This is a genomic window from Streptomyces sp. NPDC056503 (assembly GCF_042794995.1).
Taxonomy (GTDB): domain Bacteria; phylum Actinomycetota; class Actinomycetes; order Streptomycetales; family Streptomycetaceae; genus Streptomyces.
Genome location: NZ_JBHTST010000034.1, coordinates 40,587 through 60,984, shown reverse-complemented (window position 1 = coordinate 60,984; position 20,398 = coordinate 40,587). Strand labels below are relative to the sequence as shown.

At 73.7% G+C, this 20,398-nt stretch carries 18 protein-coding genes and 2 tRNA genes; 16 read left to right on the top strand and 4 right to left on the bottom strand.

Annotated features, from left to right (window positions below; all coding sequences use genetic code 11):
• The first annotated feature begins 110 nt into the window (after positions 1–110).
• From ACFQ8C_RS13465 to ACFQ8C_RS13435, 7 genes are all read left to right on the top strand, one after another.
• On the top strand, positions 111–1,277 hold the full coding sequence (locus tag ACFQ8C_RS13465) for an acyl-CoA dehydrogenase family protein (protein WP_383455939.1): 1,167 nt from the start codon (positions 111–113) through the stop codon (positions 1,275–1,277).
• Entirely contained in the window at positions 1,274–2,341 is a 1,068-nt protein-coding gene (locus ACFQ8C_RS13460) for a bifunctional MaoC family dehydratase N-terminal/OB-fold nucleic acid binding domain-containing protein (protein ID WP_383455937.1), read from the top strand. The genes ACFQ8C_RS13465 and ACFQ8C_RS13460 overlap by 4 nt, the downstream gene beginning before the upstream one ends.
• A 1-nt stretch (position 2,342) precedes the next feature.
• The gene (locus ACFQ8C_RS13455) at positions 2,343–3,377 is read left to right on the top strand and encodes an acyl-CoA dehydrogenase family protein (protein WP_383455934.1); all 1,035 of its coding nucleotides are present in this window, start codon (positions 2,343–2,345) and stop codon (positions 3,375–3,377) included.
• A gap of 20 nt (positions 3,378–3,397) precedes the next feature.
• The gene (locus ACFQ8C_RS13450) at positions 3,398–3,796 is read left to right on the top strand and encodes a MaoC family dehydratase (RefSeq protein ID WP_383455946.1); all 399 of its coding nucleotides are present in this window, start codon (positions 3,398–3,400) and stop codon (positions 3,794–3,796) included.
• Complete coding sequence (locus ACFQ8C_RS13445; protein WP_383455932.1) at positions 3,793–4,959, top strand: lipid-transfer protein; 1,167 nt, start codon at positions 3,793–3,795, stop codon at positions 4,957–4,959. Before ACFQ8C_RS13450 ends, ACFQ8C_RS13445 begins: the two co-directional genes overlap by 4 nt.
• 359 nt (positions 4,960–5,318) lie before the next feature.
• Positions 5,319–5,930 (top strand): SigE family RNA polymerase sigma factor, encoded by a 612-nt coding sequence (locus tag ACFQ8C_RS13440; protein WP_383455929.1) that lies wholly within the window; start codon positions 5,319–5,321, stop codon positions 5,928–5,930.
• A gap of 208 nt (positions 5,931–6,138) precedes the next feature.
• Positions 6,139–7,791, top strand: a complete 1,653-nt coding sequence (locus tag ACFQ8C_RS13435; RefSeq protein ID WP_383455926.1) for a long-chain fatty acid--CoA ligase — start codon at positions 6,139–6,141, stop codon at positions 7,789–7,791.
• Between the two features lie 92 nt (positions 7,792–7,883).
• Here the strand turns inward: ACFQ8C_RS13435 and ACFQ8C_RS13430 are convergent, their stop codons facing one another.
• Both ACFQ8C_RS13430 and ACFQ8C_RS13425 read right to left on the bottom strand, forming a co-directional pair.
• Positions 7,884–11,744, bottom strand: a complete 3,861-nt coding sequence (locus tag ACFQ8C_RS13430) for a PAS domain-containing protein (RefSeq protein ID WP_383455923.1) — start codon at positions 11,742–11,744, stop codon at positions 7,884–7,886.
• A gap of 150 nt (positions 11,745–11,894) precedes the next feature.
• Positions 11,895–12,350, bottom strand: a complete 456-nt coding sequence (locus tag ACFQ8C_RS13425; RefSeq protein WP_383455920.1) for an SSI family serine proteinase inhibitor — start codon at positions 12,348–12,350, stop codon at positions 11,895–11,897.
• A 330-nt stretch (positions 12,351–12,680) separates the two neighbouring features.
• On the opposite strand from ACFQ8C_RS13425, the gene ACFQ8C_RS13420 reads away from it, so the two are divergent.
• Positions 12,681–12,771, top strand: a tRNA-Ser gene (locus ACFQ8C_RS13420).
• A gap of 353 nt (positions 12,772–13,124) precedes the next feature.
• Positions 13,125–13,200, top strand: a tRNA-Arg gene (locus ACFQ8C_RS13415).
• A gap of 118 nt (positions 13,201–13,318) precedes the next feature.
• Here the strand turns inward: ACFQ8C_RS13415 and ACFQ8C_RS13410 are convergent.
• Together ACFQ8C_RS13410 and ACFQ8C_RS13405 are read right to left on the bottom strand one after the other, a co-directional pair.
• Positions 13,319–14,539, bottom strand: a complete 1,221-nt coding sequence (locus tag ACFQ8C_RS13410) for a tyrosine-type recombinase/integrase (protein WP_383455917.1) — start codon at positions 14,537–14,539, stop codon at positions 13,319–13,321.
• Positions 14,532–15,005: a helix-turn-helix domain-containing protein gene (locus ACFQ8C_RS13405; RefSeq protein WP_383455914.1), complete on the bottom strand. Its 474-nt coding sequence runs from the start codon at positions 15,003–15,005 to the stop codon at positions 14,532–14,534. The genes ACFQ8C_RS13410 and ACFQ8C_RS13405 overlap by 8 nt, the downstream gene beginning before the upstream one ends.
• Before the next feature lie 155 nt (positions 15,006–15,160).
• On the opposite strand from ACFQ8C_RS13405, the gene ACFQ8C_RS13400 reads away from it, so the two are divergent.
• The 7 genes from ACFQ8C_RS13400 to ACFQ8C_RS13370 all read left to right on the top strand — a co-directional run bounded on the left by ACFQ8C_RS13400 (position 15,161) and on the right by ACFQ8C_RS13370 (position 20,360).
• Positions 15,161–15,349, top strand: coding sequence for a helix-turn-helix transcriptional regulator (locus ACFQ8C_RS13400; RefSeq protein WP_383455911.1), 189 nt, complete (start codon positions 15,161–15,163; stop codon positions 15,347–15,349).
• The gene (locus tag ACFQ8C_RS13395) at positions 15,346–15,543 is read left to right on the top strand and encodes a helix-turn-helix domain-containing protein (protein ID WP_383455908.1); all 198 of its coding nucleotides are present in this window, start codon (positions 15,346–15,348) and stop codon (positions 15,541–15,543) included. The genes ACFQ8C_RS13400 and ACFQ8C_RS13395 overlap by 4 nt, the downstream gene beginning before the upstream one ends.
• A gap of 125 nt (positions 15,544–15,668) precedes the next feature.
• Positions 15,669–15,989: a hypothetical protein gene (locus ACFQ8C_RS13390; protein WP_383455906.1), complete on the top strand. Its 321-nt coding sequence runs from the start codon at positions 15,669–15,671 to the stop codon at positions 15,987–15,989.
• Positions 15,986–16,834 (top strand): bifunctional DNA primase/polymerase, encoded by an 849-nt coding sequence (locus ACFQ8C_RS13385; protein ID WP_383455903.1) that lies wholly within the window; start codon positions 15,986–15,988, stop codon positions 16,832–16,834. Before ACFQ8C_RS13390 ends, ACFQ8C_RS13385 begins: the two co-directional genes overlap by 4 nt.
• Positions 16,831–18,501, top strand: a complete 1,671-nt coding sequence (locus ACFQ8C_RS13380; RefSeq protein WP_383455900.1) for a phage/plasmid primase, P4 family — start codon at positions 16,831–16,833, stop codon at positions 18,499–18,501. The genes ACFQ8C_RS13385 and ACFQ8C_RS13380 overlap by 4 nt, the downstream gene beginning before the upstream one ends.
• A gap of 14 nt (positions 18,502–18,515) precedes the next feature.
• Positions 18,516–18,770, top strand: a complete 255-nt coding sequence (locus tag ACFQ8C_RS13375) for a hypothetical protein (RefSeq protein WP_383455897.1) — start codon at positions 18,516–18,518, stop codon at positions 18,768–18,770.
• A gap of 246 nt (positions 18,771–19,016) precedes the next feature.
• Complete coding sequence (locus ACFQ8C_RS13370; protein ID WP_383455894.1) at positions 19,017–20,360, top strand: phage major capsid protein; 1,344 nt, start codon at positions 19,017–19,019, stop codon at positions 20,358–20,360.
• The last annotated feature ends 38 nt before the right edge of the window (positions 20,361–20,398 follow it).

Here is a 20,398-nt window from a genome sequence, read left to right as displayed (position 1 = left end):
CTTCGGTACCGGCGGACGGGCCGCCCGCCGTTTCCGCGGAGGGTGCCTTGACAGGGCGACCGTATCTGACGGACAGTCAGAAACCTTCGTCGTCCCCGGGAGGCCGTCCCGTGCACCTCGCCCCGACCGAGCGGCAGCTCCGGCTGCGCGCCGAACTCCGCGCGTACTTCCGCGAGACGATGCCCGACGGGCCCCCGCCCGCGAGCGACGGCGCCGCCCAGCGCCGGCTCCTGCGGAGGATCGGGGCCGACGGGCTCCTGGGCCTGGGCTGGCCGGAGGAGTACGGCGGCCAGGGCCGCGGCGCCGACGAGCAGTTCGTCTTCTTCGACGAGGCGTACCGGGCCGGCGCACCCGTCTCGATGGTCACCCTCAACACCGTCGGCCCCACCCTCATGCGGTACGGGACCGAGGAGCAGAAGGCCGCCTTCCTGCCGGGGATCCTGCGCGGGGAGTGCGTCTTCGCGATCGGCTACAGCGAGCCCGAGGCCGGCACGGACCTCGCCTCGCTCCGGACCCGGGCGGTGCGCGACGGCGACTCCTGGGTCGTCGACGGGCAGAAGGTCTTCACCTCCAACGCGCAGAACGCCGACTGGATCTGGCTCGCCTGCCGCACCGACCCCGAGGCGCCCCCGCACCGGGGCATCTCCCTCCTCCTCGTCCCCACCACCGCCCCGGGCTTCTCCTGGACCCCGATCGAGACCGTCGGCGGGCTCACCACCACCGCGACCTTCTACGACGGGATCAGGGTCCCGGCCGGGAACCTCGTCGGGGAGGAGAACGGCGGCTGGGGGCTGATCACCAACCAGCTCAACCACGAGCGGGTCGCGCTGGCCGCGATCGGCATGCAGGCGGAGGACTTCTTCGCCGCCGCCCTCGCCCGGGCCCGTACCCCCGATCCGGTGAGCGGGCGGCGTCGGATTGACGAGCCGTGGGTGCGGATCCGGGCGGCCGAGGCGCAGGCCCGACTGGCGGCGACACGCCTGCTCAACTGGCGTCTGGTGGGGGACGTGGGGGCCGGCCGACTGACCCCAGGGGACGCCAGCGGCGTGAAGTTCGCGGGAACCGAATCGGCGGTGGAGGTGTACCGAATATGTCAGGAGATCACGGGTGACGCGGGGACGGTGCGAGCGGGATCGCCGGGGGAGCGGGACGGCGGCGAGCTGGAGCGCATGAACCGCGCGGCCCAGATCAACACCTTCGGGGGAGGAGTGAGCGAGGTGCAGCGGGAGATCGTCGCGCGGGCACGGCTCGGCATGCGGGGAAGGGGACGGCGATGAGCGGGGAGGGACAGGTCCGGCCGGGGGGCGGGCCGGCCGCGCGGGGCGCGCGCGACGGGCAGGGCGCGCGCGACGGGCGGGAAGAGCAGGGCGGGCGGGACCCGCTGTACGAGCGGCTGAAGGGGTACGCGGGGCGGCCCGCGGCCGTCGCGGGGCGGGGCAAGGACCCCGTGAACCTGCCGATGATCCGGCACTGGTGCGAGGCCATGGGGGACGCGCACCCGGCGTACCGGGGGGCGGACGCGGTGGCGCCGCCGACCATGCTCCAGGCCTGGACGATGGGCGGCCTCTCCGGGCACGAGGACCGCTCGGAGGCGTACGGGGAGCTGCTCGGCCTGCTCGACGGGGCCGGGTACACCTCGGTCGTCGCCACCGACTGCGAGCAGGAGTACCTGCGTCCGCTCAGGCCCGGCGACGAGATCACCTTCGAGGCCGTCGTCGAGTCCGTCTCGCCGCGCAAGACGACCAGGCTCGGCACCGGCCACTTCGTGACCACCCGGATGGACGTGCGGGCGGGCGGCGAGCTCGCCGGCACCCACCGCTTCCGGATCCTCAAGTACGCCCCCGCCGCGCGCCCCGCGAAGTCCCCGGACCGGCCGCGGCGGCCCCGGCCGGTGATCAACCGGGACAACGCCGGGTTCTGGGAGGGCGTCGCCGGGCACCGGCTGCCGATCCAGCGGTGCACGGCCTGCGGAACCCTCCGCTTCCCCTGGCTGCCGGGGTGCAACGACTGCGGATCGGCGGAGTGGGACACCGTCGAGGCGAGCGGCGAGGGGAGCGTCTACTCGTACGTGGTCATGCACCACCCGCCCTTCCCCGCCTTCGACCCGCCCTACGCGGTCGGGCTGATCGAACTGGCCGAGGGCGTCCGGATGGTCGGGAACGTGGTGGGGGTGCCGTACGACAAGGTGCGGATCGGGATGCCGGTCCGGCTGGAGTTCCAGCGGGTGGACGAGGAGCTGGAGCTGCCCGTCTTCCGCGCGGTGGAGGGCGGGGACGCCGGGGACGAGGGGAACGCCGGGAACGGCCGGGCCGGCGGGGACGCCTCGGAAGGGGAGCGCTGACATGGACTTCACGCCCACCGAGGAGCAGGAGGCCGCTCGGGAGCTGGCCTCCCGGATCCTCGGCGACCTCTCCACGCACGAGCGGCTCGCCGCCGCCGGCACCGGCACGGACGCCGAGCTGTGGAAGGCGCTGAGCACGGCCGGACTGCCCGCCGCCGTCGAGGAGATCGGCCTGCTCGGCCTCGTCCTCCTCCTGGAGGAGCAGGGCAGGGTCACGGCCCAGGTGCCGCTCGCCGTGACCGGGGTGTACGGGATCCTCGCCGTCGCCCGGCACGGCACCGAGGAGCAGCGCGCCCGCCTCCTGCCGGGGCTGCGGGACGGGACGGCCGTCGCGACGGGGGCCTTCCCGGCGCCCGGGACGGTCACGGCGCACGACGGGCGGCTCACCGGGACCGTCGGCTGGGTGCCGTGGCTGCGGGACGCCACCCATGTGCTCGTGCCGGACGGGGAGCGGGGGCTGTGGCTGGTGCGGGCCGGGGACGCCGGAGTCGAGGCCGTCGAGCTGACCGCGCCCTGGTCCGCGGGGCGGCTGGTGCTCGACGGGACGCCCGCCGAGCGGCTCGGGGGCGGGGAGGGGGCGGGGGCGTACGAGGACGTGCTCGCCGCCGCCCGGACCGCCTTCGCCGGTCTGCAGGCGGGCGTCTGCGCCGGTTCGCTGGCCCGGGCCGTCGCGTACACCTCCGTCCGGGAGCAGTTCGGACGGCCGCTCGCCACCCGGCAGGCGGTCCAGCTGCGGGCCGCCGACGCCTACATGGACACCGAGTCCATCCGGGTCACCGCCTACGAGGCCGCCTGGCGGTCCGACGCGGGCCTCGACTGCTCCGGGGCGGCGCTGACCGCCGCCTGGTGGGCCTCCGAGGCGGGCAGGCGGGTCGTGCACAGCGGCCAGCACCTGCACGGCGGCATGGGCGCCGACCTCGACCACCCCGTCCACCGGCACTTCCTGTGGGGCCGGCAGCTCGACGCCTATCTGGGCCACGGCACCGAACTCCTCGCCGAACTCGGCGACCTGCTCGCGAAGGGAGACCCGGCGTGAACCCCACGGACCGACCGGAGGTGAGGACCGGTGACGTGCTGCCGCCGCTGGAGATCCCGGTGACCCGCACCCTGATCGTGGCCGGTGCCGTCGCCTCCCGCGACTACCAGGACGTGCACCACGACGCCGAGGCCGCCCGGGCGAAGGGCTCCCCGGACGTCTTCATGAACATCCTCACCACCAACGGCCTCGTCGGCCGGTACGTCACCGACCACTTCGGCCCGCGCGCGGTGCTCCGCAAGGTCGCCATCCGGCTCGGCGCCCCCAACCACCCCGGTGACACGATGACCCTGACCGGGACCGTGGCAGGGGTGACGGACGGCCCCGGGGGCACCGCCCTCGCCCTCGTCCGCGTCGCCGGGGCCAACGGTCTCGGCCACCACGTCACGGGCACGGTCACGGTGGAGGTGCCGCGATGAGCCTGCGCCGCCCCGACGGCCTCGGCGGCCGGGCGGCCGTCGCCGGCATCGGCGCGACCGAGTTCTCCAAGGACTCCGGCCGCAGCGAACTCTCCCTCGCCGTCGAGGCGGTCCGCGCCGCCCTCGACGACGCCGGGCTCACCCCCGGGGACGTGGACGGGCTCGTCACCTTCACCATGGACACCAACCCCGAGATCACCGTCGCCCAGGCGGCCGGCATCGGTGAACTCACCTTCTTCTCCCGCGTCCACTACGGCGGCGGCGCCGCCTGCGCCACCGTCCAGCAGGCCGCGCTCGCCGTCGCGTCGGGCGTCGCCGAGGTCGTCGTCTGCTACCGGGCCTTCAACGAGCGGTCGGGGCGCCGCTTCGGCTCGGGCGTGCAGCAGCGCGAGCCCTCCGCCGAAGGGGCCGCGCTCGGCTGGCAGCTGCCCTTCGGGCTGCTCACCCCCGCCTCCTGGGTCGCCATGGCCGCCCAGCGCTACCTGCACACCTACGGACTCGCCCCGGAGGTCTTCGGGCACGTCGCCGTCACCGACCGCCGGTACGCGGCGAACAACCCGGCCGCCTACTTCCACGGCAAGCCGATCACCCTCGCCGACCACGCCGCCTCCCGCTGGATCGCGGAGCCGCTCCGTCTCCTCGACTGCTGCCAGGAGACCGACGGCGGCCAGGCGATCGTCGTCACCACCGCCGAGCGCGCCCGCGACCTGCGGCACCCGCCCGCCGTCGTCCTCGCGGCGGCCCAGGGCGCGGGCCGCAAACAGGAGGCCATGACCAGCTTCTACCGGGACGGGCTGACCGGGCTGCCCGAGATGGGTGTCGTGGCCCGCCAGCTCTGGCAGACCTCGGGACTCCGCCCGGCCGACATCGACGTGGGCATCCTCTACGACCACTTCACGCCGTTCGTGCTCATGCAGCTGGAGGAGTTCGGCTTCTGCGGGCCGGGCGAGGGCGGCGACTTCGTCGCGGCGGACGCGCTGCCGATCAACACCCACGGAGGCCAGCTGGGCGAGGCGTACCTCCACGGTATGAACGGCATAGCGGAGGCGGTGCGGCAGCTGCGGGGCACCTCCGTGAACCAGATACCCGGCGCGGCCCGGGCCCTGGTCACGGCCGGCACGGGCGTCCCGACCTCGGGCCTGGTCCTCGGCGCGGACACCTGACGCCGCGCCCCCTGGACCGCCGCGCCCCCTGGACCGCCGCGCCCCCTGGACCGCGGCGCCCCCCCTGGACCGCCGCGCCCCCTGGACCGCCGCGCCCCCCCTGGACCGCCGCGCCCCCTGGACCGCCGCGCCCCCCCTGGACCGCGGCGCCCCCCCCCGGTGGGGCCGGTAGAGCCGGTGAGACCACGGACGGCGCGGGAAGCGGAGGAGGTGGTTCCTTGGGGGTGACCCTGACCTCCGGGCGGCGGCGGCTCCACCCAGAGGAGGTGGGGGCACCCCGAGGACTCCGACCTGAGGGGGAGCCGGGTTCGGGACCTGGGGCCGATCCGCCCGGACCCGGCCGCTCCTAGCGTGGAGTCATGACTCCGCCACCCACTGGCCCCGTCTGCGCCGACGCCTCGACGGCCGCCACCCGGCCCGCACGGCGCACGGCCCCGCGCACCTCGCCGCACCAGGGCCCGCGCCCGTTCGCGTACCCCTCCTTCTCCTCCTTCGTGAAGGCGCGGCAGCCGCTGCTGCTGCGCACGGCCCGGTCGCTGACCGCGAACCCGAGCGATGCCGAGGACCTGCTCCAGACCGCGCTCACCAAGACCTTCGTGGCCTGGGAGCGGATCGAGGACCACCGGGCCCTCGACGGGTACGTCCGCCGGGCGCTGGTGAACACCCGCACCTCGCAGTGGCGCAAGCGCAAGGTCGAGGAGTTCGTCTGCGAGGAGCTCCCCGAGCCCACCGGCCCCGCCGAGCCGGACCCGGCCGAGCGCCAGGTCCTCCACGACGCCATGTGGCGCGCCGTGATGAAGCTCCCCGAGCGGCAGCGGCAGATGGTCGTCCTGCGGTACTACGAGGACCTCAGCGAGGCCCAGACGGCCGAGGTGCTCGGAGTCTCCGTGGGCACGGTGAAGAGCGCGGTCTCCCGCGCCCTGGGCCGCCTCCGCGAGGACCCGGAACTCACGGTGGGCGTCGGGGCCTGAACCCCCGGACCGCCGGCTTCCCGGCCGCCGGGGACCGCCGCCGGCCGGCCCTCGAACCCCTCACCACCGGCCCGGACGTGGTCGGTCGTCGACCTCCGCCAGTGATCACTGGCAATTTCGATACTCCCGGGTAGTGACATACCGCGCGGTACGTGCGCAGAATCTGCACACCCTTACTGCCACGTAGCGCCCACCGGGAGGACGCCCCGTGTACAGCACCATGCAGGACGTACAGCTCACCATCAGCCGGATCCTCGAGCACGGCCGACGGGTCCACGGGCGGTCCACCGTCACGACCTGGACCGGCGAGCCGGAACCACACCGCCGCACCTTCGCCGAGATCGGCGACCGTGCCGCCCAGCTCGCCAACGCGCTCCGCGACGAGCTGGGCGTCCAGCCGGGCGAGGCCACGGCGACGCTGATGTGGAACAACGCCGAGCACGTCGAGGCGTACTTCGCGCTGCCCTCCATGGGCGCCGTCCTGCACACCCTCAACCTGCGCCTTCCCCCCGAGCAGCTGGCCTTCATCGTCAACCACGCCGCCGACCGGGTCGTCCTCGTCAACGGTTCGCTGCTCCCCCTCCTCGCCCCGCTCCTGCCGCACCTGCCGACGGTCGAGCACGTCGTCGTCTCGGGCCCCGGCGACCGCTCCCTCCTGGAGGGCGCCGCGCCGCGCGTCCACGAGTACGAGGAGCTGATCGCGGGCCGCCCGACCGGCTACGACTGGCCCGAGCTGGACGAGCGTTCGGCCGCGGCCATGTGCTACACCTCCGGCACCACCGGCGACCCGAAGGGCGTCGTCTACTCCCACCGCTCGATCTACCTGCACTCCATGCAGGTGAACATGACCGAGTCGATGGGCCTGACGGACAGCGACACGACCCTGGTCGTCGTCCCGCAGTTCCACGTCAACGCCTGGGGCCTGCCGCACGCCACCTTCATGACCGGCATCAACATGCTCATGCCGGACCGCTTCCTCCAGCCGGCCCCGCTCGCCGAGATGATCGAGCGCGAGAAGCCGAGCCACGCCGCCGCCGTCCCCACCATCTGGCAGGGCCTGCTCGCCGAGGTCACCGCCAACCCGCGCGACCTCTCCTCCATGAAGCAGGTCACCATCGGCGGCGCGGCCTGCCCGCCCTCCCTCATGGAGGCGTACGACCGCCTCGGCGTCCGTCTCTGTCACGCCTGGGGCATGACGGAGACCTCCCCGCTCGGCACCATGGCGCACCCGCCGGCCGGGCTGACCCCGGAGGAGGAGTGGCCGTACCGCGTCACGCAGGGACGTTTCCCCGCGGGCGTCGAGGGCCGGCTCGTCGGCCCCTCCGGCGAGCACCTGCCCTGGGACGGCGAGTCCGCGGGCGAGCTGGAGGTGCGCGGCACCTGGATCGCGGGCGCGTACTTCGGCGGCGTCGGCGCCGACCCGATCCGCCCCGAGGACAAGTTCAGCGAGGACGGCTGGCTGAAGACCGGCGACGTCGGCGTGATCAGCCCCGAAGGCTTCCTCACCCTCACCGACCGCGCCAAGGACGTCATCAAGTCCGGCGGCGAGTGGATCTCCAGCGTGGAGCTGGAGAACGCGATCATGGCGCACCCGGCCGTCGCCGAGGCCGCCGTCGTCGCCGTCCCGGACGAGAAGTGGGGCGAGCGCCCGCTCGCGACCGTCGTCCTCAGGGAGGGCGAGACCGCCGACTACACGACCCTGCGGGACTTCCTCGCCACCGAGGGCGGCATCGCCAAGTGGCAGCTGCCGGAGCGCTGGGCGATCGTGCCGGCGGTCCCGAAGACCAGCGTCGGCAAGTTCGACAAGAAGGTGATCCGCAAGCAGTACGCGGAGGGCGAGCTGGACGTCACCCAGCTCTAACCGGACGTCGCCCGGCTCCGGCCGGGCGGCAGCCGGCTCCGGCCGGGCGGTACCGGGGGCGGGGTAGGGCCACGACGGCCCTACCCCGCCCTTCAGTTGGTGCCGATCTTCGCCAGCAGGTCGACGATCCGGGCCTGGACCTCGGCGCTGTTGGAGCGCTCGGCCAGGAAGAGGACCGTCTCGCCGGAGGACAGCTCGGGCAGCCGCTCGGCGTCGAGGTCGGCCGAGGTGTAGACGACCAGCGGGGTGCGGTTGAGCTGCCCGTTCGCCCGCAGCCAGTCGATGATCCCGGCCCGCCGACGGCGTACCTGCATGAGGTCCATGACCACCAGGTTCGGCCGGGTCTCGCCGGCCAGCGCCACCGCCTCCGTGTCCGTGGCCGCGCGCACCACCTGCATCCCGCGCCGCTCCAGGGTGGCGGAGAGGGCGTCCGCGATGTGCTCGTTCTCCTCGATGACCAGCACCCGCGAGGGGTGCTGCTCGCTGTCGCGCGGCGCGAGCGCCTTGAGCAGCACGGCGGGATCGGCGCCGTACGCCTCCTCGCGGCCCGCCTGCCCGAGTCCGGCCGCGAGCAGCACCGGCACCTCGGCGGCGACGGCCGCCTGGCGCAGCGACTGGAGCGCGGTCCGGGTGATGGGGCCGGTCAGCGGGTCGACGAAGAGCGCGGCCGGGAAGGCGGCGATCTGCGCGTCGACCTCCTCGCGGGAGTGCACGATCACCGGCCGGTAGCCGCGGTCGCTCAGCGCCTGCTGGGTGGCCACGTCCGGCGCGGGCCAGACGAGCAGCCGGCGCGGGTTGTCGAGCGGCTCCGGGGGGAGTTCGTCGTCGACGGGGAGCGGCGCGGGCCGGTTGACGACCTCGACCGCGCCACCGGGGCCGTCGAGCGGCTCGGGTCCCTCGTCGGAGCCCTCGGCCGGTGCCCCTATCGCGTACGCCCGCCCACGGCCCTCGGACTCGGCGGCGGGCGGCAGCCCGACGGGCTCCGGTACGGACGGGGTCACGGGCGCGGGCGTCGCGGTGGCGGCCGGAAGCGGGGCCGGCGGGTCGAGCTCCGGCGGCGTCGCGAGCTTGCGGCGCCGGCCCGAACCGTTCGACGGAGCGGCCACGGGCGTCCCCGCCTGCGCCGGCGGCGCGAAGGGCACCCCCTGGCCGAGCGTGCGCACGCTGAACGCCCGCCCCTGCGTGGAGTCCTTCGGCAGCGGAGCCGACGGCGGAACCGGGCCCGGCGCGGGCGCGGGCGCGGGCATCGGGAGCTCGGGAGGCAGCGGTACGGAACCGGTGCCCGTGCCGTTCGCGGGGGTGGCGGAGGCGGTCGGCGACGGAGCGGCCGGCGGTACGGCGACGGGCCCGGGAAGGGGCATCGGTTCGGGCGCGGGCGCGGGCGCGGGCATGGGCGGGGCGACCGGAGCCAGACCGGTGGCCGGGACCGCGGTGGCCGCCGGTGCGGCCGGGGCCGCCGGGAGGGGATGCGGCAGCGGGGGAGTGTGGCCGGCGGGCACGTCCCGTACGGCCTCGTGCCCCTGCCGGTCCCCGGCACTGGCACCGGCACCGGCACCGGCTTCACGCCCGGCCTCGTGCCCGACGGCCCGCCCGGTCCCGTGCCCGGCCGCACGTCCTGCTTCGTGCCCGGCCACGTGCCCGGGCCCGCGGTCGGCTTCGTGCCCGTCCTCGTCCCGTACGGCGGTCGGCGGTTCCTCGCGGTCGGCCTCGGCCGGCGGCAGCGCGAACGGCGTCCGGGGCGCCGCCTCGGCGGCGGCGGCCCTTTCCTGCGCGGCGGCGAGCGCGCGCCGACGGCGGCCGGTCGGCCGCTCGGCCTCGGTGCCCTCGGGGGAGACCACGGCGATCGCGGCGCCCTGCGGCGCGGCCGGCAGGGCAGGGGTCAGCGCGGGAGCACCGGCAGGCTCGGCGGCGACGCCCTGCGGCGGCACGGCGGCACCGAGCGCCGCCCGCTCCTGGGCGCCCTCGGCCGCGGTCACCACGGCGCCCTCGGCGGGGCGGCCCCGGCGGCGGCCGGTCGGCTCGACGCCGGCGGACTGCTGGGCGGGGATCAGCTCGGCGGGCCCCGGGGCCTCCTCCGTACGGGCGCGACGGCGTCCGCCACCGGCGGCCGGCACGGCGACCGCCTCGGCGCCGCCCTCCGGAGAGGTCGCGCTCTCCAGGAACGCGTCGGTGGACCCGCGCCGCGCCCGGCGCCGCCCGGAACCGCCCGCGGTCCCGCCGCCCGCCGTCCCGCCGTCCGCGGGACCGGAGGCCTGCGCGGGCAGCGCGGGTACACCGCCCTCCGCCCCGGCGGAGGAGGCGCCGGGCGCGCGCTCCGGCTCGGTCCCGGTCCCGGTCGTGGGCTCGGTCCTGGGCTCGATCTCGGTCCTGGGCTTCGCCTCGGCCGCGGGAACGGTCCCCCGACCCGCGCCGATCGGCACCTCCAGGACGTACGCCCCGCCGCTTGTCCCCGGCACCTCATGGGTCTGCACGACACCGCCGTGCGCCGCCACGATGCCGCGCACGATGGGCCCGTGCACCGGGTCGCCGCCCGCGTACGGGCCGCGGACCTCGATGCGGACGACCTCGCCGCGCTGCGCCGCCGCGACCACGATCGTCGAGTCGGCGGGGGTGGCGGCGCCCTGCGCCGAGGCGCGGGTCTTGCCGGTGGCGTCGACCCCGGCCACGTCCGCGACGAGATGGGCGAGCGCCGTCGTCAGCCGTCCGGCGTCGACCTCGGCCTCGATCGGCGGCGCGTGCACGGCGAACTGGGCGCGGCCCGGGCCGATCAGCTCCAGCGCCGCGTCGATGCCGCCGGTCACGATCCCGTCGAGCAGCGCGACCTTCCGGTCCAGCTCCTCCTCGCCGGCGGCCAGGCGCTGGTAGCCGAGGACGTTGTCGACGAGGGCGGTCATCCGGGCGTACCCGGCGACCAGGTGGTGCAGCACCTGGTTGGCCTCGGGCCACAGCTGCACGCCGTCGTCGGCGGCGAGCGACCCCAGCTCCCCGCGCAGCTCCTCCAGGGGCCCGCGCAGCGACTCGGCCAGCACGGCGGTCAGCTGGGCGTGCCGGGAGGCGAGGGCCGCGTACTTCTCCGCCTGCGCCTCGCGCTCGGCCGCGTGCCGCTCGGCGCGGTCGGCGAGCTCGGCGGTGTGCTTCTCGACCAGCTCCTCGTGCGGCCTGCGGTCGGTGAAGGTCATCACGGCGCCGACGAGCTGGTCGCCGTCCCGCACCGGAGCGGTCGTCAGGTCGACCGGCACGCGGTCGCCGCTCTTCGACCACAGGACCTGCCCGCGCACCCGGTGCTTGCGGCCGGACTTGAGGGTGTCGGCGAGCGGGGAGTCCTCGTACGGGAAGGGGGTGCCGTCGGCGCGCTTGGCGAGGATCAGCGGGTGCAGCTCGGCGCCGCCGAGCTCACCGGCGCGGTAGCCGAGGATCTGCGCGAAGGCGGGGTTCACGAGGACGACCCGGCCGTCGGTGTCCGTGCCGACGACGCCCTCGGAGGCGGCCCGCAGGATCATCTCGGTCTGCCGCTGCGAGCGGGCCAGCTCGGCCTCGGTGTCGAGGGTGCCGGTGAGGTCGCGGACGACGAGCATCAGCAGCTCGTCGCCGGTGTAGCTGGAGTACGAGTCGTATGCCTCGCGCCCGTCCTCCAGGCTGGCGCTCGTCACCTCCACCGGGAACTCGCCGCCGTCCGTGCGGCGGGCGATCATCCGGGTCGGCGTGGTCCGGCCGCGCTCGTCCGACGGATCGGGGCGGCGCATCGAGCCGGGGATCAGGCGCGAGTCGAAGGTGGGCAGCAGATCGAGCAGCCCGCGCCCGACGAGCGCGGTGCCGGGGGTCTCGAACATGCCGAGGGCGATGGTGTTGGCGTTGACGACCGTGCCGTTGCAGTTGACGAGCACGAGGCCGTCGGGGAGGGCGTCGAGTATGGCTGCGAGGCGAGCAGCGCCTCGGGATGGCCTGCTGCTCACGACGACGTTTCCTCCCTGACGCCTGCAATTGCCTGCGGGCCGTGCCCGCGGTGTGTGCCGTCCGGCATGTGCCGTGACGGCGGGCCGGCCCCATCTTGCCCCTCGGGCGGCGGCCCTGTCACTGAGGGAGTCTAACGGCGCCCCCGAGCGTCAGCCCCGGACGCTCGGAAGGAGCGGTTCCACGTTCTCCCAGCGGTCGATCTCGCAGCCGTTCGAACGGGTGAACCGGGCCTCGATCCGACGCCCCTGCCACACGCCCGTCACCTGGGCGGTCACCGGCCCGCCGTACACCTGCGCGCACATCCGGTCCGCCGGCACCGGCGCGAAGGGGTCCTCCCCGGCGCGCGCGAAGCCCTCCAAGCGCGCGCAGGCCCGCGCGGCCGCCGGATGATCGCCGCCGGGCCGGTCGTCACAGGTCAGCTTCCAGCTCCCTTCGGCGGCCGGGTTCCCGCTCCCGGTGACGGTCACCGTCAGCGAGTCGGGCGGCGACAGCAGCGGCAGCGGCGGAAGCGGCACGGCCGGGGCGGCCCCGGCGGCGGTGCCGGCGAGCCCGGCGGCGAGGGCCGTGGCGAGCGCTGTGGAGAGGGCGAGACGGCGCAGCGGCATGGAGCGACTCCGGATACGTGCGTAATGCGTGCGTACGGGGCTACGGGACTACGGGGGTGCGGGGTGCGGCTTACGGGAATGGCGGGATCGCTCGGGAGCGGGAGGTCCCGGGCCCCCGGCCCGCCACCCCTCTAACGCTCCGGCCCCACGGGCGTTGCGCAACCGGGGTGCGCCGGGCGGGGGCCCGGGGTGTGCCCCGGGGGCGGAGCCGGGACGCGCCGAGGGCTTTGCCCTGCACCCCGCACGCCTAGTACGGTGAAAGCGATTGGTGACACCAGGCTCGCCTGTGTCATCATCTGCACGCACCGTCCGCGCATGCGCGTGGTGCGAGGAGGCGTCGCCTAGTCCGGTCTATGGCGCCGCACTGCTAATGCGGTTTGGGTTTTACCGCCCATCGAGGGTTCAAATCCCTCCGCCTCCGCTTCAGGAAGCCCCGGCCCCACGGCCGGGGCTTCCGCCGTTCCCGGACCGTTCTCCCCTTCGCCCGCCCGCTCGCGCCTTCTCGCGCCTCCCTGGCGTCTTCTCGCCAGGGAGGGGGCACCGGGAACGTGCCCTCGTGTGACCCGGGTCTCTTCCTGCCCCTCCAGCCCCGTTTCCCCCGCTGGAACCCCTCGCTCCACCCCGCCGTCCACGATGCCCTCAGATGGCGTTTTCGCAGGTCAGAAGGGGTGGGGTAATCGGATTTCACATGACGGCGGGACTCATGTAATGTTCTTCCTGTCGCCGGGACAGCGGGCCGAAAGGCCGGGAAACGGAGACAAGAACTAAAAACAAGCACTCGTAGCTTAACGGATAGAGCATCTGACTACGGATCAGAAGGTTGCAGGTTCGAATCCTGCCGAGTGCACCAGAGGGAAACAGGCTAAGTGCCTGATCAGAAGCCCCGACTCGCTCCGGTGAGTCGGGGCTTCTGCGTTGCTCCGACCGCCCGGATCTCACGTTCTCTCACATGCGGTTGTTGATCATGGCTAGCCGAGCAGGTCGGCCAGCTTCTCCGACCCCGCGCGCAGGCTCTGCGGGTCGGGGTGGACGTAGACCCGTTTCGTGAACGACAGGTCGCTGTGGCCGGCCCACGCCGAAACGACCGTGTCCGGCACGCCGTTGTTCGCCATCCAGGACAGGCAGGCGTGCCGTGCGTCGTACAGCCGGACCTTCCGCACGCTCGCCCGCTCCATCCGCTTGTACGCCTCGCGCCGGAGCCAGTCGGTTTTCACCGCGCGCCCGAGCTCGTCGACGACGACCCGCCCGGAGCCCTCGTACCCGTCGCCGGCCTTCAGCCGCTCCTGATGCTGCCGGGACCGGAACGCCTTCAGCGCGCCGAGGACGACCGCGGGCAGCGGCAGCTTCCGCTCACCGGCCTCGGATTTGGCGTCCTTCTCGATGACGACGCCCTCGACGAGCGTGCGCGTCGTCTCGACCGAGAGGGTGCCCGCGGTGAGGTCGACGTCCCGCCACCGCAGGCCGCAGACCTCGGCCGGCCGCAGACCGATCAGCGACAGCAGCATCACGGCGTACAGCCGGTCATGGGCGACGCTCGCGAGGAACTCCTTCACCTCGTCCTCGGACCAGGGCACGCGTTCCTTCTTGCGCGCCCGGTCGGCCTTCCGGGCCTGGCGCGGAATCGTGACGTGCTCGGCGACGTTCCGGGCGATCAGGCCGCGGCGGATGGCGAGGTTGAGCGCGGCCCGCAGGCGCCCGAGGGTGAGGCTCACGGTACGGACGCTCAGTCCGGTACCCGGCTTCCCGCCGATGCGGCGCGCGCTCGTCAGCATCCAGTCGATGAGCGACTCGACGTCGTCCTCGGTGAGGTCCTGGAGCGTCTTGCTCCCGAGGTGGGCACGGACGTAGCGCATGGCGTCCTCGTAGCTGCGCGCGGTGGCCCGCTCGACGTCTCGCGTTGCCGCCTTCAGCCACATGTCGACGAGCTCGGCCACGGTCGTCTTGCTCGGCGCCACGAACGTGCCGGTGGCTCGCTGGTGCCGGATCCGCGCGTACTCGTTCTCCGCCTCGGTCTTGGTGTCCCGGGTGACGGTGAGCTGCCGGCGCTTCATCTTCGGCAGACCGGTCACCGGGTCGACGACCACCGCGCCGGTGCTCTCGTCGCGCACGGGCACGGGGTCGACGTCGACGACGAACCGCCACCGGGCCTTCCCGCCCTTGAGTACGACCTTCTTGATCGGGTCAGCCATCGTCCCCCCAGTCCCTCGGTTTCCTGTCTCGCAGTCCAACGGCGCGCGAGCCGAGTTCGAACAGCGCGCGGTGCCGGCTGCGCTCTTCCGCGTCGGCGTCCGCCGGGTAGGACAGTGGCCGCTTGGCGAGCGCCCACTCCCAGGCCCGGACGCCCTCGACGGTGCCCGCTCCGGTGACGTCCGTCTGCTCGCGAGCGTCGTAGGGGAGCAGCAGAGTCAGCGGGGAGACGTTGAGGACGACGGCCAGGGCCATCAGGTCGTCAACGTCGACGCGGCGAACTCCCCGGTCTGACGGCTCAGCTCCGTTCTCGATCTTGTTGAGCGCGTCGGCGCTCAGCGCCCGTCCGTGCTCTTTCAGCGCTGTCGACAGCGCCCGGAGCGTCAGCCCCCGGCCTGCCCGCAGTCGCTTCACGTTGGCGGCAACAGTCCGCCCCGTCGGTCCCAACTCGATACGTCCCGTCGTCATGATCCGGACGGTATCAGTCGAGCTTTTCTCGACAGAAGTCCGGATCTTGCGGACCGGGATGATCCCGGTTACGCTCCGCATCATCCCGGTGATTACCGCGATGATGCAAGTCTTTGTCGCGAAAAATTCGACAGGAGGCTGTAGTGCGACAGATCATGACGCCTGCGGAAGTCCAGTCCGAGTACGGCATCGCCGTGCAGACGCTGGCCAACTACCGCTGCCAGGGAGTCGGGCCCTCCTATGTGAAGAAGACGCCCGGTCGGGGTGGTCGCGTGGTCTACCGGCGGGCCGCCATCGAGGCGTGGCTCGACGCGCGCACCGTGCCGACCGAGGCCGCCGCATGAGCGCCACGCTTGACGAGGTCCGGCAGTGGCCGGCCACCGTGGCGGTACCCGAGGCCGCGGCTGTGCTCGGCGTCTCGAAGTCCCACCTGTACGAGCTGATCAAGCGCGGTGAGGCCCCGGTGCGCACGCTCTCGTTCGGCACCCGCCACCGCGTGATCACGGCCTCGCTCGTCGCGCTCCTCGAAGCCGCGTGAAAGCGGCCCCCAGCAGGCGCGTCAACGCCAGCGCTGAGGGCCTATCCGATCCCAGTAACGCCGAAGCCCCGGGCTCCTCGCTCACCAGCGACCCAGGGCTTCAACGAAAGAAACGGACTTCCCGCATGATGGCACAGCCCCGCCCCGAAGCGCCCGCCGACCGCTGCGAGCCGGTCCCCTGCTCCACGCACGCGTGGTGCGTCATACAGGGTCGCCACGAGGACCACGCCTCGGCGCCGACCCGCGCCGGCGCCGGCCGCGGTGGGCTGCTCGACGCCCTGGTGCTCGCGTCCGGGGCCGACGCCCCGACCGTGGGCTTCCTCGACCTCGACCTCTCCCCCGCCGAGCTCCGCCAGCAGTGCCGGGACCTCCGCGCCCACCTGGACAAGGTCGAAGCGCTCGCCGACGCCCTCGACGCCGCGGACCGAGGCGGCGAGCGCCCGTGACCCGCACTCCCCTCGACGGCGCGCTGTGGCTCGTCCGCCACGGCTTCCCCGTCTTCCCGTGCGATCACCCCTCTACCCCGCGCTGCACCGGCCTGCACAAGACCTGCGACGGGTCCCGGGGCAAGCACCCGGCCGTTGCCTTCACCAGGGCCTGGACCCTGGACGAACGCCGCACGCACGAGACGTTCGCCCGCGGACTGCGGAACCCCGCCGTCGCCGTAGGCGCCTGCTCGGGCCCGGGAGGGTCGCGCCTCCTCGTCGTCGACAGCGACCGCCCCGGGGCCATCGACGACGTAGCAGCCGCCCACGGCCAGCGGTGGCCGGCCACCATGCGCGTCCTGACCGCGAAGGGGCACCACGACTACCTGTGGGCTCCCCCTGCGCTCAAGCTCGGCAACGGCCTCGGCGCCTTGCACGGCCAGTTCGACGGGGACGTGCGGGCCGGGAACGCCTACGTCGTCGGCCCCGGGGCCCGGCACGCTTCCGGCGCGTTGTACGAGCTGGCCGACCCCGAGCAGCCGCCCGTTCCCGCGCCGGCCTGGTTGCTGGACGCGCTGGTCACCAAGCCGTCGTTCCCGTCCCGCCGCACCAGGTGGCGGGACGCGGCGCCGGCGGGTGGGGACGAGCGCGCCCGCGGGCTCGTCGCGTTCATCCTCGACTCCCGCCAGGGCGACCGGAACAACCGGCTCTTCTGGGCCGCCTGTCGGGCGGCCGAGGACGTCCGGGCCGGCCGCGAGGACCCCCGGGACGCCCTGCTCGGTGCTGCGGTTCGGGCCGGGCTGGACGCCCGGGAGGCCGCCGCCACCATCCGATCCGCGTACAACCGCATGGGAGCCACCGCATGACGACCCCGCCGCCGAGCAACCCCATGGCCGTGGCGCGGGACCTGCTGCCGTCCTGGACCGACAAGGGGCGCCCCACGCTGCTGCACTGGCGGGGGCAGTGGATGGAGTGGCAGGGCACGCACTGGCGCGAGCTGGACGCCGCCGAGGTCCGCTCGGTCGCGTACAAGGAGCTGGAGCACGCCACCTTCGAGTTCGAGACGCCCAAGGGCGGCGTGGAGATCAAGCCGTGGGCGCCGACGAAGAAGAAGATCGCCGACCTCATGGAGGCCATGTCGGCCATCCGCATTCTCTCGCCGAGCCTGGACGCCCCGACCTGGACGGACGGCACCGCGCAGAAGTCGCCCGTCGTCGCGTGCACCAACGGCCTGTTGGAGGTCACCAGCAGGGAACTCCGGCCGCTCACACCGGAGTTCTTCAACCTCGTGTCCGTGCCGTTCGACTACGACGCGGCAGCCGACTGCCCCACGTGGCTCGGGTTCCTGCGCAAGGTATGGCCGGACGACGCCGAGTCGGTCCAGGCCGTACAGGAGTGGTTCGGGTACATCCTCTCCGGGCGCACCGACCAGCAGAAGATCCTGCTCGTCGTCGGGCCGACCCGGTCCGGGAAGGGGACGATCGCGCGCGTCCTCGGCATGCTCGTCGGGAAGGGTAACGTCGCCGGTCCCACGCTGGCCGGCCTCGCGACGAACTTCGGTCTGTCCCCCTTGCTCGGCAAGCCGCTGGCGGTCATCTCCGACGCCCGTCTCGCGGGCCGCGACGGGCACCAGGTCGTCGAGCGGCTGCTGACCATCTCCGGCGAGGACACCCTCGACGTCGACCGGAAGTACCGGGAGCCCTGGACGGGGAAGATCCCGGCCCGACTGATGATCCTGTCCAACGAGCTGCCGAACTTCGGCGACTCCTCGGGCGTCATCGCCCGCCGCTTCATCGTGCTGAACATGACGGTGAGCTGGCTCGGAAAGGAGGACCCCGCCCTCACGGACAAGCTGGCCGCCGAACTGCCCGGCATCCTCAACTGGTCGTTGCAGGGGCTCGCTCGACTGGAGGCCAACGGACGCATCACGCAACCGTCCTCGTCCACGGACGCCATCGTCACCATGCAGGACACCGCCTCGCCGACGTCCGCATTCGTCCGTGACCGCTGCGAGGTGGGCCCGTCCTGCTCGGTCCCGGTCGACGCACTGTGGGAGATGTGGAAGGACTGGGCCGAGGACCAGGGCGTCCGCCCGGGGAACAAGGCTCTGTTCGGCCGCAACCTGCTCTCCGTCGAGCCGCGCCTTCGGCGAGCCAAGCCGCGCATCAACGGCCGGCAGGTGCCGGTGTACGAGGGCATCGGAGTGAAGGGGTACGCCGACAATGGCGAACTCCCCGGCTCACCCGGCTCACCCGGCAACGCCGCAGGTCAGGCCCCTGCCCCCGAGGTGCACCACACGGCTCACCCTGGCTCACTCTTCGATGGCGAGCCGGGCATGAGCCGGGCGCGGCGGGCCGCACGGCTCAGTGAAGTCGCAGGTCAGAGGGATGCGAGCCGGGGTGAGCCGGGTGAGCCGGGCGATTTCCCATTGTCGGCACACCCTGGCCGTAAATCCCCGTGCGCTCAGTGCTCCCGTCCCCAGTGGAACGCAGAGGGATCCCCCCTCTGCTACGACTGCCGCGCCGCGGCCTGACCGAAGGACCGAGCATGACCGACGAACAGCTCAAGGCCCGAGCGCTCGCCATCGTCGCCACCATCGCAGAGGACCGGTACGCCGACGTCGACCCGTTGCTGTCAGACCTTGACCCCGAGGCCACGGCGACCGTCGTCGCCGCGCTCGCCGCGCTCGCCCTGCGGTGCTGGCTTCCGGACGCGGCGGCCGGCGCCGACCCCGCCGCGCGACACCATGCGGCGCGACGCGTACGGCTTCACCTGCTCGCCGTCGTCGACGCCGCCGCCTGACGGCTCGGCAGGCATGGACCACCCCGGGGCGGGGGTGAATCTTCGCCCCGGGGCGGGTCCGAAGCGCAGGCGGGGGTGTCGCGCGCGTAACCGCGAGTTTCACCCCCCTTTCTGAGGCGCCTGTAACCAGCGGTTACGGGCGGTGACCTGCGTAAATGGGGGTTCCTGACGGACCCCCGCGCGGTAAAATCACTACACCTGTAGTGCCCCTGAGGGGGCACGCATCACCCCTGTGAGGAGAAACCGATGGACGCTCAGACCCGCAACCGCCCCGCCTGGCTCGACGAGCAGGAGACCCGCTCCAAGACGAGCGTGGAGCTCCGCCAGGAGCGGCACCAGCTCGTGAAGCAGGCGCGGGAGATCTACCGGCGCAGCGCGCGGGAGTCCCGCGACCTCAGCTCGGCGGAGGCGACCGAGTTCGACGGCCTGGACCGGCGGATCACCGACCTGACCGATCAGATCGACCAGACCGAGGCGGCGGAGCACCGGGCCGCGCTGACGGCCGAGCCGATCCGCGGCGGAGCGAGCCGAGTCGACGACGGCACCCGCAGCGCGACCGGGCTGCCCGGCCGGCGGTCGTCCTCGGCCGTCCGGCTGACGCGCGACCAGCGCATGACGGACCACGTGCGGAGCCGCGGCTACTCGGGCGGCGCCGACCTGTCGTTCGACCGCCTGGTGCGCGGGATGCTCACCGGCGACTGGATCGGGGCGGACGCCGAACGGCGGGCCCTGTCGGAGGGCGTGCCGGGGGCCGGCGGTGTCCTGGTGCCGACGCCGCTTGCCGCGCGGGTGCTCGACCTCGCCCGTGCGCAGGCTCGCGTGATGCAGGCCGGCGCGTCGACCGTGCCGATGGAGTCGCAGACGCTCAAGATCGCGCGACAGACCGGTGACCCGGCGCTCGCCTGGCACACCGAGGCGGCGGCGATCACCCCGTCCGATCTCAGCTTCGACTCGATCACCCTGAAGGCGCAGACCCTGCCGTGCCTCGTGAAGGCGTCCATCGAGGTCCTGGAGGACGTCGACAACCTGGACAACATCATCACGAACAGCGTCGCGAAGGCGATCGCGCTGGAGCTCGACAGGGTGGCGCTGCGGGGAACGGGCACGGCGCCGGAGCCGCGCGGTCTGCGGAACACCTCCGGTATCACCGTGACCGACCTCGGCGCAGCCGCCGGCGCGGCGCCGACGTGGGACAACTACGTCCAGGCCGTGGGCACGGTGCGGGGCGAGAACTTCGAGCCGAACGCCGCGATCCACAACCCGCGCACCGAGACCGACCTGTCGCTGCTGAAGGACTCCCAGGGACAGTACCTTCAGCCGCCCGCGGCCCTGTCGGCGCTTCAGCAGCTCACCACCACGCAGGTCCCGGTCAACCTCACGCACGGCACGGCGACGGACGCGTCCGAGGCGTACGTCGGGGACTGGTCGCAGCTCATCATCGGCATGCGCACCTCGTTCTCCATCCGGCCGCTCGTCGAGCGGTACGTCGAGACCGGGGAGATCGGGTTCTTCGCCTACCTGCGCGCCGACGTCGCCGTGGCGCACCCCGAGGCGTTCAACGTCCTCACCGGCATCGTCCCGGCGGCCTGATCATGCGCCTGTCGGACGTGTTCACCGAGGACGAGGCG

Coding starts and splice junctions, on each gene's coding strand:
- ACFQ8C_RS13460 (WP_383455937.1), top strand. CDS start 1,274: ATGAGCGGGGAGGGACAGGTCCGGCCGGGGGGCGGGCCGGCCGCGCGG.
- ACFQ8C_RS13455 (WP_383455934.1), top strand. CDS start 2,343: ATGGACTTCACGCCCACCGAGGAGCAGGAGGCCGCTCGGGAGCTGGCC.
- ACFQ8C_RS13445 (WP_383455932.1), top strand. CDS start 3,793: ATGAGCCTGCGCCGCCCCGACGGCCTCGGCGGCCGGGCGGCCGTCGCC.
- ACFQ8C_RS13440 (WP_383455929.1), top strand. CDS start 5,319: ATGACTCCGCCACCCACTGGCCCCGTCTGCGCCGACGCCTCGACGGCC.
- ACFQ8C_RS13425 (WP_383455920.1), bottom strand. CDS start 12,350: ATGCCGCTGCGCCGTCTCGCCCTCTCCACAGCGCTCGCCACGGCCCTC.
- ACFQ8C_RS13410 (WP_383455917.1), bottom strand. CDS start 14,539: ATGGCTGACCCGATCAAGAAGGTCGTACTCAAGGGCGGGAAGGCCCGG.
- ACFQ8C_RS13405 (WP_383455914.1), bottom strand. CDS start 15,005: ATGACGACGGGACGTATCGAGTTGGGACCGACGGGGCGGACTGTTGCC.
- ACFQ8C_RS13400 (WP_383455911.1), top strand. CDS start 15,161: ATGACGCCTGCGGAAGTCCAGTCCGAGTACGGCATCGCCGTGCAGACG.
- ACFQ8C_RS13395 (WP_383455908.1), top strand. CDS start 15,346: ATGAGCGCCACGCTTGACGAGGTCCGGCAGTGGCCGGCCACCGTGGCG.
- ACFQ8C_RS13390 (WP_383455906.1), top strand. CDS start 15,669: ATGATGGCACAGCCCCGCCCCGAAGCGCCCGCCGACCGCTGCGAGCCG.
- ACFQ8C_RS13380 (WP_383455900.1), top strand. CDS start 16,831: ATGACGACCCCGCCGCCGAGCAACCCCATGGCCGTGGCGCGGGACCTG.
- ACFQ8C_RS13375 (WP_383455897.1), top strand. CDS start 18,516: ATGACCGACGAACAGCTCAAGGCCCGAGCGCTCGCCATCGTCGCCACC.
- ACFQ8C_RS13370 (WP_383455894.1), top strand. CDS start 19,017: ATGGACGCTCAGACCCGCAACCGCCCCGCCTGGCTCGACGAGCAGGAG.